Source organism: Streptomyces sp. NPDC050546 (genome assembly GCF_044457425.1).
In the GTDB taxonomy this organism is placed as follows: Bacteria; Actinomycetota; Actinomycetes; order Streptomycetales; family Streptomycetaceae; genus Streptomyces.
In genome coordinates this window covers 255,955-269,595 of the sequence record NZ_JBITGX010000009.1, presented here as the reverse complement: position 1 = coordinate 269,595, position 13,641 = coordinate 255,955, and the positions used below count along the sequence as shown (strand labels likewise).

13 protein-coding genes are annotated in these 13,641 nt (G+C 68.3%); 5 read left to right on the top strand and 8 right to left on the bottom strand.

Annotated elements, in window-relative coordinates; translation table 11 throughout:
• Positions 1–177 precede the first annotated feature (177 nt).
• The 8 genes from ACIBK5_RS23755 to rpmH form a co-directional block, all read right to left on the bottom strand.
• A complete protein-coding gene (locus ACIBK5_RS23755; RefSeq protein WP_399022162.1) occupies positions 178–1,278 on the bottom strand; it encodes a ParB/RepB/Spo0J family partition protein in 1,101 nt (366 codons plus the stop codon).
• Positions 1,275–2,351, bottom strand: coding sequence for a ParA family protein (locus tag ACIBK5_RS23750; RefSeq protein ID WP_399022456.1), 1,077 nt, complete (start codon positions 2,349–2,351; stop codon positions 1,275–1,277). Before ACIBK5_RS23750 ends, ACIBK5_RS23755 begins: the two co-directional genes overlap by 4 nt.
• A gap of 290 nt (positions 2,352–2,641) precedes the next feature.
• A complete protein-coding gene (gene rsmG, locus ACIBK5_RS23745; protein WP_184593881.1) occupies positions 2,642–3,358 on the bottom strand; it encodes a 16S rRNA (guanine(527)-N(7))-methyltransferase RsmG in 717 nt (238 codons plus the stop codon).
• A gap of 125 nt (positions 3,359–3,483) precedes the next feature.
• Positions 3,484–3,993, bottom strand: coding sequence for a protein jag (locus ACIBK5_RS23740; RefSeq protein ID WP_399022159.1), 510 nt, complete (start codon positions 3,991–3,993; stop codon positions 3,484–3,486).
• Between the two features lie 15 nt (positions 3,994–4,008).
• Positions 4,009–5,283: a membrane protein insertase YidC gene (gene yidC, locus ACIBK5_RS23735; protein ID WP_399022157.1), complete on the bottom strand. Its 1,275-nt coding sequence runs from the start codon at positions 5,281–5,283 to the stop codon at positions 4,009–4,011.
• A gap of 3 nt (positions 5,284–5,286) precedes the next feature.
• Positions 5,287–5,661, bottom strand: a complete 375-nt coding sequence (yidD, locus tag ACIBK5_RS23730) for a membrane protein insertion efficiency factor YidD (RefSeq protein WP_399022155.1) — start codon at positions 5,659–5,661, stop codon at positions 5,287–5,289.
• Positions 5,658–6,029, bottom strand: coding sequence for a ribonuclease P protein component (rnpA, locus tag ACIBK5_RS23725; RefSeq protein WP_376645736.1), 372 nt, complete (start codon positions 6,027–6,029; stop codon positions 5,658–5,660). Before rnpA ends, yidD begins: the two co-directional genes overlap by 4 nt.
• Before the next feature lie 21 nt (positions 6,030–6,050).
• Positions 6,051–6,188 carry a 50S ribosomal protein L34 gene (gene rpmH / locus ACIBK5_RS23720; RefSeq protein WP_005482975.1) on the bottom strand — a complete coding sequence of 46 codons (138 nt, stop codon included), beginning with the start codon at positions 6,186–6,188 and terminating at the stop codon, positions 6,051–6,053.
• Positions 6,189–6,585: 397 nt separating this feature from the next.
• On the opposite strand from rpmH, the gene dnaA reads away from it, so the two are divergent.
• The 5 genes from dnaA (at position 6,586) to ACIBK5_RS23695 (ending at position 13,439) form a co-directional block, all read left to right on the top strand.
• Complete coding sequence (gene dnaA, locus ACIBK5_RS23715) at positions 6,586–8,673, top strand: chromosomal replication initiator protein DnaA (RefSeq protein ID WP_399022153.1); 2,088 nt, start codon at positions 6,586–6,588, stop codon at positions 8,671–8,673.
• A gap of 883 nt (positions 8,674–9,556) precedes the next feature.
• Positions 9,557–10,687 (top strand): DNA polymerase III subunit beta, encoded by a 1,131-nt coding sequence (gene dnaN / locus ACIBK5_RS23710; RefSeq protein ID WP_382492188.1) that lies wholly within the window; start codon positions 9,557–9,559, stop codon positions 10,685–10,687.
• A 176-nt stretch (positions 10,688–10,863) separates the two neighbouring features.
• Positions 10,864–11,739: a phosphogluconate dehydrogenase (NAD(+)-dependent, decarboxylating) gene (gene gnd / locus ACIBK5_RS23705; protein ID WP_399022151.1), complete on the top strand. Its 876-nt coding sequence runs from the start codon at positions 10,864–10,866 to the stop codon at positions 11,737–11,739.
• 54 nt (positions 11,740–11,793) lie between these two features.
• A complete protein-coding gene (recF, locus tag ACIBK5_RS23700; protein ID WP_399022149.1) occupies positions 11,794–12,915 on the top strand; it encodes a DNA replication/repair protein RecF in 1,122 nt (373 codons plus the stop codon).
• Positions 12,912–13,439, top strand: a complete 528-nt coding sequence (locus ACIBK5_RS23695) for a DUF721 domain-containing protein (protein ID WP_399022147.1) — start codon at positions 12,912–12,914, stop codon at positions 13,437–13,439. Before recF ends, ACIBK5_RS23695 begins: the two co-directional genes overlap by 4 nt.
• The last annotated feature ends 202 nt before the right edge of the window (positions 13,440–13,641 follow it).

Below are 13,641 nucleotides of genomic sequence, written 5' to 3'. Positions count from 1 at the left end.
CATGGCCCCTGCCTTCCTTTCAGAAGTGCTGCCGGGTGGTCGCGCCGTACCCCAACGCATCGTATCCACGATGCGATTCCATCGATACCGCCAGAAAGGAAAGAGCGGGCCATGTTCCGGTACACACCGGACACGGCCCGCTCTGTCGGATGCACAGCGGAGGCTCCTGCCGGAGGCTCAGGACTCGCTCTCCTCGGAGTCGCTCTCCAGAAGGCTCGTCTGCAAGACCGGCCCCTCTCCCGGGGCAAGGGAACCGAGGATCCTCTCGAGGTCCTCCATGGAGGCGAACTCGACGGTGATCTTGCCCTTCTTCTGACCCAGATCGACCTTCACCCGCGTCTCGAAACGGTCCGACAGCCGCGTGGCGAGGTCGGACAGCGCGGGAGAGACCCGGGCACCGGCACGCGGGCCCTTGGGCCGCTGCGCCTTCTGAGGCCGTGAGCCCATCAGGGTCACGATCTCCTCGACAGCCCGCACCGAGAGTCCCTCGGCCACGATGCGGTGGGCCAGCCTGTCCTGCTCCTCCGAGTCCTCGACGGACAGCAGCGCCCGTGCGTGGCCGGCGGAGAGCACCCCGGCAGCAACGCGTCGCTGGACGGCCGGAGAGAGCTTCAGCAGGCGCAGGGTGTTGGAGACCTGCGGGCGGGATCGGCCGATGCGATCCGCCAGCTGGTCGTGCGTGCAGTTGAAGTCCCTCAGCAACTGGTCGTAGGCGGCTGCCTCTTCCAGCGGGTTCAACTGGGCGCGGTGCAGGTTCTCCAGCAGAGCGTCCAGGAGGAGCTTCTCGTCCTCCGTGGCCCGCACGATCGCCGGGATCGCCTCCAGCCCCGCCTCACGGCAGGCACGCCAGCGGCGCTCGCCCATGATGAGCTCGTAACGGGCGGGACCCACCTGCCGCACGACGACCGGCTGGAGGAGACCGACCTCCTTGATGGAGGTGATGAGCTCGGCCAGCGCGTCATCGTCGAAGACCTCACGCGGCTGCCGCGGGTTCGGCGTGATGTCGTCGAGGGGGATCTCGGCGAAGTGCGCACCGATGGGTGCCGCAGGCGCGGCGGGAGCACTGGGCTGAACCGGCTCCTCTGTTTCACGTGAAACAGTCGGCAGGGTCGCTACCTTCGCTGCCGCCACCCCTCGGTCGTTCGGCAGCGCGGGCACTGCCGTGGGGGATGTGGAAGCAGCTCCCCCTGCCGCCGCCTGGGCCACCGACTTCTCCGTGGGGGCAGCAGGGATCAGTGCGCCCAGTCCACGGCCCAGTCCCCTCCGTCGCTCGCTCACTGGATGCCCTCCACCATGCTCGGGTCGTTCTGCTGTACGCCGATATGGGCGTGCGTGGCTTCATAGCTGATGCCGACGCCCTTCAGCGCGATCTCTCGTGCCGCCTCAAGGTAAGAGAGGGCACCACTCGATCCTGGATCGTATGTCAGTACCGTCTGCCCATAGCTCGGCGCCTCGGAGATACGGACGGAACGGGGAATGCTCGTCCGTAGTACCTCGTCGCCGAAGTGGGTGCGCACCTCGTCCGCGACCTGGGACGCGAGCCGCGTCCGGCCGTCATACATGGTGAGCAGGATGGTCGACACATGCAGGGAAGGGTTGAGGTGCCCGCGCACGAGGTCGACGTTCCGCAACAGCTGGCCCAGGCCCTCCAGCGCGTAGTACTCGCACTGGATGGGGATCAGGACCTCCTGGCCCGCCACCAACGCATTGACCGTCAGGAGGCCGAGTGAGGGCGGGCAGTCGATGAGGATGTAGTCCAGCGGCTGCTCGTACGCCTGGATGGCACGCTGCAGCCTGCTCTCCCGGGCCACCAGGGACACCAGCTCGATCTCCGCACCGGCGAGATCGATCGTGGCGGGTGCGCAGAAGAGACCCTCGACATCGGGGACCGGCTGGACGACCTCGGAGAGCGGCTTGCTCTCCACCAACACGTCGTAGATGGAAGGGACTTCCGCGTGATGGTCGATACCCAGTGCCGTGGACGCATTGCCCTGTGGGTCGAGGTCGACCACCAAGACGCGGCCGCCGTGCAGGGCCAGGGACGCGGCAAGGTTGACGGTCGTCGTCGTCTTGCCCACACCGCCCTTCTGGTTGGCGACCACCATGATTCGGGTCTGCTCGGGCCGTGGCAGGCCCTCGCCGGCGCGGCCCAGTGCCTCCACCGCCAGTTGGGCCGCACGACCGATGGGAGTGTCGTCCATCGGAGGCGGTGTTTCACGTGAAACATCCGCCCCCATCGACTCGGTACGGGGACCGGGGACCGGATCGGTCATCGGTCCCGCGATGTTGGCGTCGGACCGCAAGGATTCACTCTCCTCGACTTCAGGCTCGCTATGAACAGAGCCTCCCATGCCTTCGGGGTCGTGAACCAGTGAGGCCTGGCGTTCTGTGGAGAAATCCACCTCTGTGGACAACTCGGATCCCTCATCGAGTGAACCGAGAGGCTTGCGGTCGCGGGGTTCGGCCGCAGCGCGGCCACGACTGATGATGCCGTGCAGCAGTGAGCGACGTTTCACGTGAAACACGATGCACAGCAGCCGGGGCCGAACTGCCGCGACACTCCGGCATGCATCGGTTTGGCAGCTTGTGTGGAGTACGTCTCGTCCTCAGGACGGATCAGCGTCGCCGGGACGGGAACCACTCAGCGGCGCCGGCGTGCCCGACCCGTGCGAGCCGCCTTGGCACGCTTCGCGGCGAAGCGCACACCGCCGGGGCTCTCCCCGACCTCGACCCGAACCACCGTGGACATCGGGTCCACCACGCCTTCACCCACATGCAGGATGGACGTCTCCACAGCACCCAGCTTGCTCAGTGCCGCCGACGCGCTCTTCAGCTCCTCCTCGGCGGCATCGCCCTTGAGTGCGAGCATCTCCCCGTAGGGCCGCAGCAGCGGGACGCCCCAGGTGGCGAGACGGTCGAGCGGCGCGACGGCTCGGGCGGTCACGACGTGGACAGGCTGGATCTTCCCCATGACCTCTTCGGCCCGGCCGCGTACGACCGTCACGTGATCGAGGCCGAGGAGCTCCACGACCTCGGTGAGGAAGTTGGTACGCCGCAACAGCGGCTCCAGCAGCGTGATCTTCAGGTCCTCCCGGACCAGTGCCAGGGGAATGCCGGGCAGGCCTGCGCCCGAGCCGACATCGCACACGGTCACGCCCTCGGGCACGACCTCCGAGAGCACCGCGCAGTTCAGCAGGTGCCGCTCCCACAGGCGGGGCACTTCACGCGGGCCGATGAGACCCCGCTGCACGCCCGCCTGAGCGAGCAGCTCGGCGTACCGCACCGCATCCGCGAAGCGATCACCGAACACCTCGCGCGCCTGCTCGGGCGCGGGGGGAAGCTCCGCTGCCTCCGTCACGGGGGACCGTCCTTCCGTACCGCGTCAGCGCGCCCAGCGCCGACGCCAGAACCACCAGAACTATCAGGCTGACAAAGTTCGGCCCCGCCTGCGCAACAGACGGGGCCGGGGAACCTAGAGGCCGGTCAGGCGGGCAGCACGACGACGAAGCGCTGCGGCTCCTCGCCCTCGGACTCGCTGCGCAGGCCCGCGGCCTTGACCGCGTCGTGCACGACCTTGCGCTCGAACGGCGTCATCGGCTTCATCTTCACGGCCTCACCGCTGCTCTTGGCCTCGGCGGCGGCCTTGGCACCCAGCTCGGACAGCTCGGAGCGCTTCTGAGCGCGGTATCCCGCGATGTCGAGCATCAGACGGCTGCGGTCGCCGGTCTCCCGGTGCACCGCCAGACGAGTGAGTTCCTGGAGCGCCTCCAGCACCTCGCCCTCGCGGCCGACCAGCTTCTGCAGGTCGCGGCCCGAGTCGCTGATGATCGATACGGAGGCACGGTCGGCCTCGACGTCCATGTCGATGTCGCCGTCGAGGTCGGCGATGTCGAGCAGACCCTCCAGGTAGTCCGCAGCGATCTCGCCTTCCTGCTCCAGGCGGGACAGGGTGTCTGCACCCTCGGCAGCGGCGGAGGTGGTGCCTTCCGTCACGGGATGGACTCCTTCTTACTTCTTGGACGGGGACTTGGGCCGCTGCGGGCCCTTGCGCTGTCCGGACTGGGCCTTGCTGCGGGTACCGCCGGCGGGCTTGGCGCCGCCCTTCTGGGCAGCAGAGGCGGGCTTGGCGTCCTCGGGCTCGTCCGACTTGCTCAGCGACGTCTTGGACTCGCCCTCGCCGGCCGGCTTCGCACCACCATGCTGTCGCTGAGCCTTGCTCTGACGCTTGGGCTGCTGACGCTTCGGGGCGGCGGTGGTCGACGTACCGTCCTCGGTCTCCACAGCGGCCGAGGTGTCGCCCTTGATCACGGTGCCGTCGGCCTGGGCGACGAGTCCGGCCTTGCTGAGGCCGTTGATGAACTTGCGCTCGTACTCGTTGCGGTCGCGTCCCTTGGCGACGATCGCCTTGACGATGACACGGTCGCGGCGTCGGCCGACCTTGCTGTGCTGCGCGACGTGCTTCTGCAGGCGCTCCAGGTACGAGGCCTGAGCCTTGGAACCCGGGGTCGGGTTGTTGCGGATGACGTACATCTGCTGGCCCATGGTCCACACGTTGGTGGTCAGCCAGTAGACGAGGACACCGACGGGGAAGTTGATACCGAAGACGGCGAACATGACGGGGAAGACGTACATCAGCATCTTCTGCTGCTGCATGAACGGTGTCTTCACCGTGGTGTCGATGTTCTTCGTCATCAGCTGACGCTGGGTGAAGAACTGCGACGCCGACATCAGGACGATCATGATGGCGGTGACCACGCGGACGTCGGTCAGGGAGGCACCGAGTGCTTCCACCTTCGACGAGCTGTCGGTGAACTTCGCCGCCAGCGGCGCACCGACGATGTGAGCCTTCTGCGCGCTCTGCAGCAGGCTCTGGTTGATCACACCGATGGTGTCGCCCGTCGCGATGCTGTTGAGCACGTGGTACAGGGCGAAGAAGAACGGTGACTGCGCCAGGATGGGAAGGCACGAGGAGAGCGGGTTGGTGCCCGTCTCCTTGTACAGCTTCATCATCTCTTCGGACTGGCGCTGCTTGTCGTTCTTGTAGCGCTCCTGGATCTTCTTCATCTCGGGCTGCAGCGTCTGCATGGCCCGGGTCGACTTGATCTGCTTCACGAAGAGCGGGATGAGGCAGATACGGATCAGGATCACCAGGGACACGATCGACAGGCCCCAGGCCCAGCCGGTGTCAGGCCCGAAGAGGGCGCCGTACACCGAATGGAACTGGACGATGACCCAGGAGACGGGTGTGGTGATGAAGCTGAAGAGGCTGGCAATCGTGTCCACTAATCATGCTCCTTGGGCATGGGACGGTGTCTCTGCGGCCGGGCTCGAGGGACTGGACCGACTTGTGGGAGAAGTCTGTCCCTCGACGGCCGGGTCGGCGGCGGAGGGCCCGCCCTTGCGTGCACGCCACGCGGTACGCAGCATTTCGTGCCACCGCGGGCGCTTGCGCGGCGGGACATGGTCCACACCACCCAGCGACCACGGATTGCACCGCAGGATGCGCCAGGCCGTGAGTGCCGTTCCCTTGATGGCACCGTGCCGGTCGATGGCCGTGTAGCCGTAGTGGGAGCACGACGGGTAGTACTTGCAGACCGGCCCGAGCAGCGGACTGATCGTCCACTGGTAGAGCTTGATCAGAGCCAGCAGCGGGTACTTCATCGCGCGCCCCCTCCCAGCAACCGCTGGAGAGCGGCATCCAGGTCTCGGGCCAGCTGTGCATGGTCGGCGTCGCCCGATCCGGGCAGCGCTCGTACGACTACCAGGCTACCGGGGGGCAGCTGGGCGACTCGCTCGCGCATCAGATGGCGAAGCCGGCGCTTCACCTTGTTGCGCACGACCGCACCACCCACAGCTTTGCTCACGACGAAACCCGCACGCGTCGGGGGAGCGCTCTCCCCAGGCGCATGCGGGTCCGTGGCACCGCTTCGTAGGTGGACGACGAGGTGCGGGCGTCCTGCCCGGCGTCCTCGCCGTACCGCGGTCGCGAAGTCTTCGCGCCGCCTCAGCCGATGCTCGGTAGGCAGCACGACGTCATGACCTGATCGGGATCAGGCGGACAGGCTGGCGCGGCCCTTGCTGCGGCGGTTCGCGAGAATCGCGCGGCCGGCACGGGTGCGCATCCGCAGGCGGAAGCCGTGGGTCTTCGCGCGGCGACGGTTGTTCGGCTGGAAGGTGCGCTTGCTCACTCGGGGGCTCCAGAAGAAATCGGTAGTTGCGGGGTGCCGTCCTGGCTGTCACCGTGCGCCCACGAGTAGCTCGCAGTGACGCCCGAGTGCACCGCTGACCGATCATCCAAATGATCTGTGCCCATCGGAGGCAGGCGGCAGCAGCCATCGACAACTCGACCTGGTTACGGTACGCGCGGCTACGCCATCCGGTCAAACCAGGAGTCGCCGGGAGACACTTGTCCACAGGCTGGGGACAACAACTTGAACCGTACCGGCCGCCCTGACTACCGTGACGGAACTCCGATTCGTTCCCTTGTCCCTGCCCCAGCGGGCTTGCTCCCGCCCACCCACCCGGATTACATCCCAACCCGTCCCAGAACCACACGTTCGTGGGACCTGTGAGAGAGCGTGCCCTGTGGCTGACGTACCTGCCGATCTTGCCGCAGTGTGGCCACGCGTATTGGAGCAGCTCCTCGGGGAGGGTCGCGGCCAGGGAGTCGAGACCAAGGACGAGCACTGGATCCGGCGCTGCCAGCCGCTCGCGCTGGTCGCGGACACCGCTCTGCTCGCCGTACCGAACGAATTCGCGAAGGGCGTACTCGAGGGCCGTCTGGCGCCCATCGTCAGCGAGACGCTGAGCCGCGAGTGCGGCCGCCCGATCCGGATCGCGATCACCGTCGACGACTCCGCCGGCGAGCCCCCGGCAGCACCGGCGCCCCCGGCCCGCCCCCAGCAGCACCGCTACGAGGAGCCCGAGCTCCCCGCCGCGCGCCAGGACCGCGACGGATACGAGGGATACGGCCGCCACCGCGCCGACCAGATGCCGGGAGCGGCCGGCGATCAGCTTCCGCCTACGCGCGGAGATCAACTGCCCACCCCGCGCCCCGCGTATCCCTCCGAATACCAGCGCCCCGAGCCCGGTGCCTGGCCGCGGCCCACGCAGGACGAGTACGGCTGGCAGCAGCAGCGCCTCGGCTTCCCCGAGCGTGACCCGTACGCGTCACCGGCGCAGGACTCCTACGGCTCGCAGGACCAGTACAGCGGTCAGGACCAGTACGGCGGCGCGCAGGACTCGTACAGCGCGCAGGACTCCTACGGGTCCCAGGACTCCTACAAATCCCACGGGCCCCAGGACTCGTACGGCTCCCACAGCTCCCACAGCTCGCAGGACTCCTACGGCTCTCACGGATCCCGTGGCTCCCACCAGTCACAGGACTCGTACGGCTCGTCCCCCCAGGACTACCGCCCTCAGCCCATGGAGCGCCCTTCCTACGAGCCGCCGCGCTCCGACTACGACACCTCACGCCCCGAGTACGACCAGCGCGACGCGGTCCGCCGGGAACTGCCCGAGCCGCCGGCCGGCTCGGGCCATGTGCACCGCGGCGGCCCCGTCGGGCCGAACCTGCCGACCACCGGTGCGCCCGGCCCGCTGGCCGCCCAGCCCGCGCCGGCGACCGGCCCCGGTGAGCCCACCGCGCGGCTGAACCCCAAGTACCTCTTCGACACGTTCGTCATCGGCGCCTCCAACCGCTTCGCGCACGCCGCCGCGGTCGCGGTAGCCGAGGCGCCGGCGAAGGCGTACAACCCGTTGTTCATCTACGGGGAGTCCGGTCTCGGCAAGACGCACCTGCTGCACGCGATCGGGCACTACGCCCGCAGCCTCTACCCGGGCACGCGGGTGCGGTACGTGAGCTCGGAGGAGTTCACCAACGAGTTCATCAACTCCATCCGCGACGGCAAGGGCGACAGCTTCCGCAAGCGGTACCGCGAGATGGACATCCTGCTCGTCGACGACATCCAGTTCCTGGCGGACAAGGAGTCGACGCAGGAGGAGTTCTTCCACACCTTCAACACGCTCCACAACGCGAACAAGCAGATCGTGCTCTCCAGCGACCGGCCGCCGAAGCAGCTGGTCACGCTGGAGGACCGGCTGCGGAACCGTTTCGAGTGGGGCCTGATCACCGACGTCCAGCCGCCCGAGCTGGAGACGCGTATCGCGATCCTCCGCAAGAAGGCGGTGCAGGAGCAGCTGAACGCGCCGCCGGAGGTGCTGGAGTTCATCGCGTCCCGGATCTCGCGCAATATCCGCGAGCTGGAGGGCGCGCTGATCCGGGTCACGGCGTTCGCCTCGCTCAACCGGCAGCCGGTGGATCTGGGGCTGACGGAGATCGTCCTCAAGGACCTCATCCCCGGCGGCGAGGACTCGGCCCCCGAGATCACGTCGACGGCCATCATGAGCGCGACGGCGGACTACTTCGGGCTGACCGTCGAGGACCTCTGCGGCACGTCCCGGGGCCGCGCGCTCGTCACCGCCCGGCAGATCGCCATGTACCTGTGCCGTGAGCTGACGGACCTGTCGCTGCCGAAGATCGGTGCGCTGTTCGGCGGCCGCGACCACACCACGGTCATGCACGCGGACCGCAAGATCCGCAATCTGATGGCCGAGCGCCGCTCCATCTACAACCAGGTCACCGAGCTGACCAACCGCATCAAGAACGGCTGACGTACCGAGCGGCAGACCGCCCAGGGCGCTCCCGGAGGAGGTTTCCGGGGGCGCCCTTCGTCATGTCACGGTCCCCGGCTTCGTCATGTCACGGTCCCCGGCTGTTCGAATACCTGCGGGGTTACGGCCACTCTCCACAGATTCGGTGACTTTCTCCCGTCCACATCCTGGGGACTGCGAAGTTGTCCAGACTGTGTCCACAGAGGCTCCTGCTGAGGGGCCATCAGGGCAGGTCACCCGCATGTGGATTCGTGGACGAACGATCTCCACAGACTGTGGACAGCCGGGAGATCCACAGGCTGTGCATCGAGTTTTCCACCGACAACCCACAGGCTGGGGTCAGTTGTCCCCAGTGATCCCCGGCTTCTCCACATCGCTGTCCACTGTTCGGCAACACGACGCGCCTCCTCACCGGGTCGAGTGAAAGGCGTCACACAAAGCTGCCGGGTTGGGCTGTGGGAAAGGTGGGTAAAGCTGGGGACGGCGCTGGGGAGAACTCGCCCTTCCCTGTGCACGGTGTGTGCAGAACTTTCCGTTCTCCACAGAAACACCCGGTTGTCCACTGCCGTCACCCACAGGACCGGTGGACAAAATTTCCGCTCTGAGCTGGGCAAACGCGGTTATCCACGGTATCCACAGGCCCTACTACTACTCCCAACTAGAGAGAGCTGGGAATTCGTTTCGAAGCGGGTCCTGTGCACAACTCGCTCCTCGGTGCCCGACCGCCCCTCGTCACGACTTGACCCCGAGAGGCACCTACTGTCAGTGCGGTGCGTCAGACTGGTCCCCGGTGTCCTCCCCGTCCTGGGGACCGTCGACACCGAGACAGACGACGAGGGCCAGGCAGAGCGAGAAGCGCCGGCAACAGCAGGAGGCGGCAACAGTGAAGATCCGGGTGGAACGCGACGTACTCGCGGAGGCAGTGGCCTGGGCAGCGCGCAGCCTCCCGGCCCGTCCGCCGGCGCCTGTCCTCGCCGGCCTCCTGCTCAAGGCCGAGGAAGGCCAGCTGAGCCTCTCCAGCTTCGACTACGAGGTCTCCGCGAGGGTGTCGGTGGAGACGGAGGTCGACGAGGAGGGCACGGTCCTGGTCTCCGGCCGCCTGCTCGCGGACATCTGCCGGGCGCTCCCCAACCGGCCGGTGGAGATCTCCACAGACGGTGTACGGGCGACCGTGGTCTGCGGCTCCTCCCGGTTCACACTCCACACCCTGCCTGTGGAGGAGTACCCGGCCCTGCCGCAGATGCCGAACGCGACGGGCACGGTCCCCGGCGAGGTCTTCGCCTCCGCGGCCGCCCAGGTGGCCATCGCGGCCGGCCGAGACGACACGCTGCCCGTCCTCACGGGTGTGCGCATCGAGATCGAGGGCGACACGGTCACGCTGGCGTCCACCGACCGCTACCGCTTCGCGGTCCGCGAGTTCCTGTGGAAGCCGGAGAACCCGGAGGCCTCCGCGGTCGCCCTGGTGCCCGCCAAGACGCTCCTGGACACCGCCAAGGCCCTGACCAGCGGCGACCAGGTGATCCTGGCGCTGTCCGGCTCGGGCTCGGGCGAGGGCCTGATCGGCTTCGAGGGCGCGGGGCGGCGTACGACGACCCGTCTGCTGGAGGGCGACCTCCCGAAGTACCGTTCGCTGTTCCCGACGGAGTTCAACAGCGTCGCCGTCATCGAGACCGCCCCCTTCGTGGAGGCCGTCAAGCGCGTGGCCCTGGTCGCCGAGCGCAACACCCCGGTGCGGCTCAGCTTCGAGCAGGGCGTGCTGATCCTGGAGGCCGGTTCCAGCGACGACGCACAGGCTGTGGAGCGGGTCGACGCTCAGCTGGAGGGCGACGACGTGTCGATCGCCTTCAACCCGACGTTCCTGCTGGACGGCCTGAGCGCGATCGACTCCCCGGTCGCCCAGCTGTCCTTCACGACCTCCACGAAGCCCGCGCTGCTCAGCGGCAAGCCGGCGCTGGACGCCGAGGCGGACGACGCCTACAAGTACCTGATCATGCCGGTGCGGCTCAGCGGCTGAGCCCCTCGAAAGCCTCCAGTGGTTGTCCACAGGCTGGGGGCAAAGCCGCAGGTGAGGGCCTACGACTGAGCGCGTATGCCCACAGATGTGCGCGAGCGTCCGGGTTTAGGCTCGGACGCGGCACGCGAGTGCCGCAACGCCACGTCGGACACCTGTACACCTAAGGAAAACAACTGATGGATCTCGGTCTCGTCGGCCTCGGCAAGATGGGCGGCAACATGCGCGAGCGGATTCGCCGCGCGGGCCACACCGTCCTCGGATACGACCGCAATCCGGATCTCGCCGATGTCCACAGCCTGCAGGAGCTTGTGGGCAAGCTCAGCGGCCCGCGCGTGATCTGGGTGATGGTCCCGGCAGGCGAGGCCACGCAGTCCACGATCGACGAGCTCGCCGATCTGCTGGAGCCCGGTGACGTCGTCGTGGACGGCGGCAACTCCCGCTGGACCGACGACGAGAAGCACGCCGAGGAGCTGGCGGCCAAGGGCGTCGGCTTCGTCGACTGCGGTGTCTCCGGCGGCGTCTGGGGCCTGGAGAACGGCTACGCGCTGATGTACGGCGGCGACAAGGAGAACGTCGCCAAGGTGCAGCCGGTCTTCGACGCCCTCAAGCCGGAGGGCGACTTCGGCGCGGTGCACGCGGGCAAGGTCGGCGCCGGCCACTTCGCGAAGATGGTCCACAACGGCATCGAGTACGCGATGATGCAGGCCTACGCCGAGGGCTGGGAACTCCTGGAGAAGGTCGACTCCGTGACCGACGTCCGGGACGTCTTCCGCTCCTGGCAGGAGGGCACGGTCATCCGCTCCTGGCTGCTGGACCTCGCGGTCAACGCGCTCGACGAGGACGAGCACCTGGACGGGCTCCGGGGTTATGCACAGGACTCCGGCGAGGGACGCTGGACTGTGGAGGCCGCGATCGACCACGCGGTGCCGCTGCCGGCGATCACCGCGTCGCTGTTCGCGCGGTTCGCCTCCCGCCAGGAGGACTCGCCTCAGATGAAGATGATCGCGGCGCTGCGGAACCAGTTCGGCGGCCACGCGGTCGAGAAGAAGTAAGCAACAGCCGGAAGCAAGCAGCACCCGAGGGCCTGGGAGGTCGGCGAAACGACCATGCACGTCACGCATCTGTCGCTGGCCGACTTCCGCTCGTATCCCCGGGTCGAGGTCCCGCTCGATCCGGGGGTGACGGCCTTCGTCGGGCCGAACGGGCAGGGCAAGACCAACCTCGTCGAGGCCGTCGGCTATCTCGCCACCCTCGGCAGCCACCGGGTCTCCTCCGACGCTCCCCTGGTCCGCATGGGCGCCGAGCGCGCGATCATCCGGGCCCAGGTCCGGCAGGGCGAGCGGCAGCAGCTGGTCGAGCTGGAGCTGAACCCGGGGCGCGCCAACCGCGCCCGCATCAACCGGTCCTCGCAGGTCAAGCCGCGTGACGTGCTGGGGATCATACGGACGGTCCTGTTCGCGCCCGAGGATCTCGCCCTGGTCAAGGGCGACCCCGGCGAGCGGCGCCGCTTCCTCGACGAGCTGATCACCGCCCGCTCCCCGCGCATGGCCGGGGTGCGCTCCGACTACGACCGGGTCCTCAAGCAGCGCAACACCCTGCTGAAGTCGGCCGCGCTGGCCCGTCGTCACGGCGGCCGCAGCATGGACATGTCCACACTCGACATCTGGGACCAGCACCTCGCGCGCGCCGGCGCCGAGCTGCTCGCCCAGCGCCTCGATCTGATCGCGGCCGTCCAGCCGCTCGCCGACAAGGCGTACGAGCAGCTCGCCCCCGGCGGCGGCCCCGTCGCCCTGGAGTACAAGCCGTCCGCGCCGGGCGAGGCGCACACCCGCGAGGACCTCTTCGAACAGCTGACGGCCGCGCTGGCCGAGGCCCGCAAGCAGGAGATCGAGCGGGGCGTCACGCTGGTCGGACCGCACCGGGACGACCTCCAGCTCAAGCTCGGCCAGTTGCCCGCCAAGGGCTACGCCTCGCACGGCGAGTCCTGGTCCTACGCGCTGGCCCTGCGGCTGGCCTCGTACGACCTGCTGCGTGCCGAGGGCAATGAGCCGGTACTGGTGCTCGACGACGTCTTCGCCGAGCTGGACACCCGTCGCCGTGAGCGCCTCGCCGAGCTGGTCGCGCCCGGCGAGCAGGTCCTGGTGACGGCCGCGGTCGACGACGACGTACCGCATGTGCTGTCCGGGACGCGGTTCGCCGTGTCCGAGGGGGCGGTGGAGCGCGTATGAGCGCACAGGAGCCGAAGAACACCCCCGAGCCCTCCGGCGTCGACCTCGCGCGCGTGGCGCTCCGCGCCGCCAAGGAGGCCGCACGCGCGCGTGGGGACGCGGCGCAGCAGAAGAGGCAGGCACGCCGCGGCGGGCTGCGCTCCGGCGCGCGCGCCGACGGCCGTGATCCCATGGCGCTCGGGTCCGCGATCAACCGGCTGATCACCGAGCGCGGCTGGGAGGCCCCGGCGGCGGTGGGCGGTGTGATGGGCCGCTGGCCGCAGATCGTCGGCGAGGACGTGGCCAACCACTGTGTCCCGGAGAGGTACGACGAGGACGAGCACGTCCTGGTCGTGCGCTGCGACTCGACGGCTTGGGCGACGAATCTGAGGCTGCTCGCCCCGACCCTGGTCGCCCGCCTCAACGAGGACCTGGGCCACGGCACCGTGCGGCAGATCAAGGTCCTGGGCCCCAGTGCTCCCACCCGCCGCTACGGCCCCCTGCGCGCCCCCGGCAGCAGTGGACCTGGTGATACCTACAGGTGACTTACGTCACGTCTGGCAGGGCCGGGAAGGGCCTGTCACAGCCGTTCCGAGCGCCCTTTTCCGCCACCGCACACGGTTGCGAACAGCGACCTGACTCCGAAGTAGCCAAGGGTTGACGGCCGGAAGCGCTGAGTGCCTCCGTGAGCCTCTTGGAGCCCCCATCCGCATATCGGGAGTCGGGGAAGACCCGTCGAGGGCGGCA

What these genes read in the sequence shown, in the direction of transcription:
- ACIBK5_RS23750 (WP_399022456.1), bottom strand. Translation starts at nt 2,351, where the DNA reads ATGGGAGGCTCTGTTCATAGCGAGCCTGAAGTCGAGGAGAGTGAATCC.
- yidD (WP_399022155.1), bottom strand. Translation starts at nt 5,661, where the DNA reads ATGAAGTACCCGCTGCTGGCTCTGATCAAGCTCTACCAGTGGACGATC.
- gnd (WP_399022151.1), top strand. Translation starts at nt 10,864, where the DNA reads ATGGATCTCGGTCTCGTCGGCCTCGGCAAGATGGGCGGCAACATGCGC.
- recF (WP_399022149.1), top strand. Translation starts at nt 11,794, where the DNA reads ATGCACGTCACGCATCTGTCGCTGGCCGACTTCCGCTCGTATCCCCGG.
- ACIBK5_RS23695 (WP_399022147.1), top strand. Translation starts at nt 12,912, where the DNA reads ATGAGCGCACAGGAGCCGAAGAACACCCCCGAGCCCTCCGGCGTCGAC.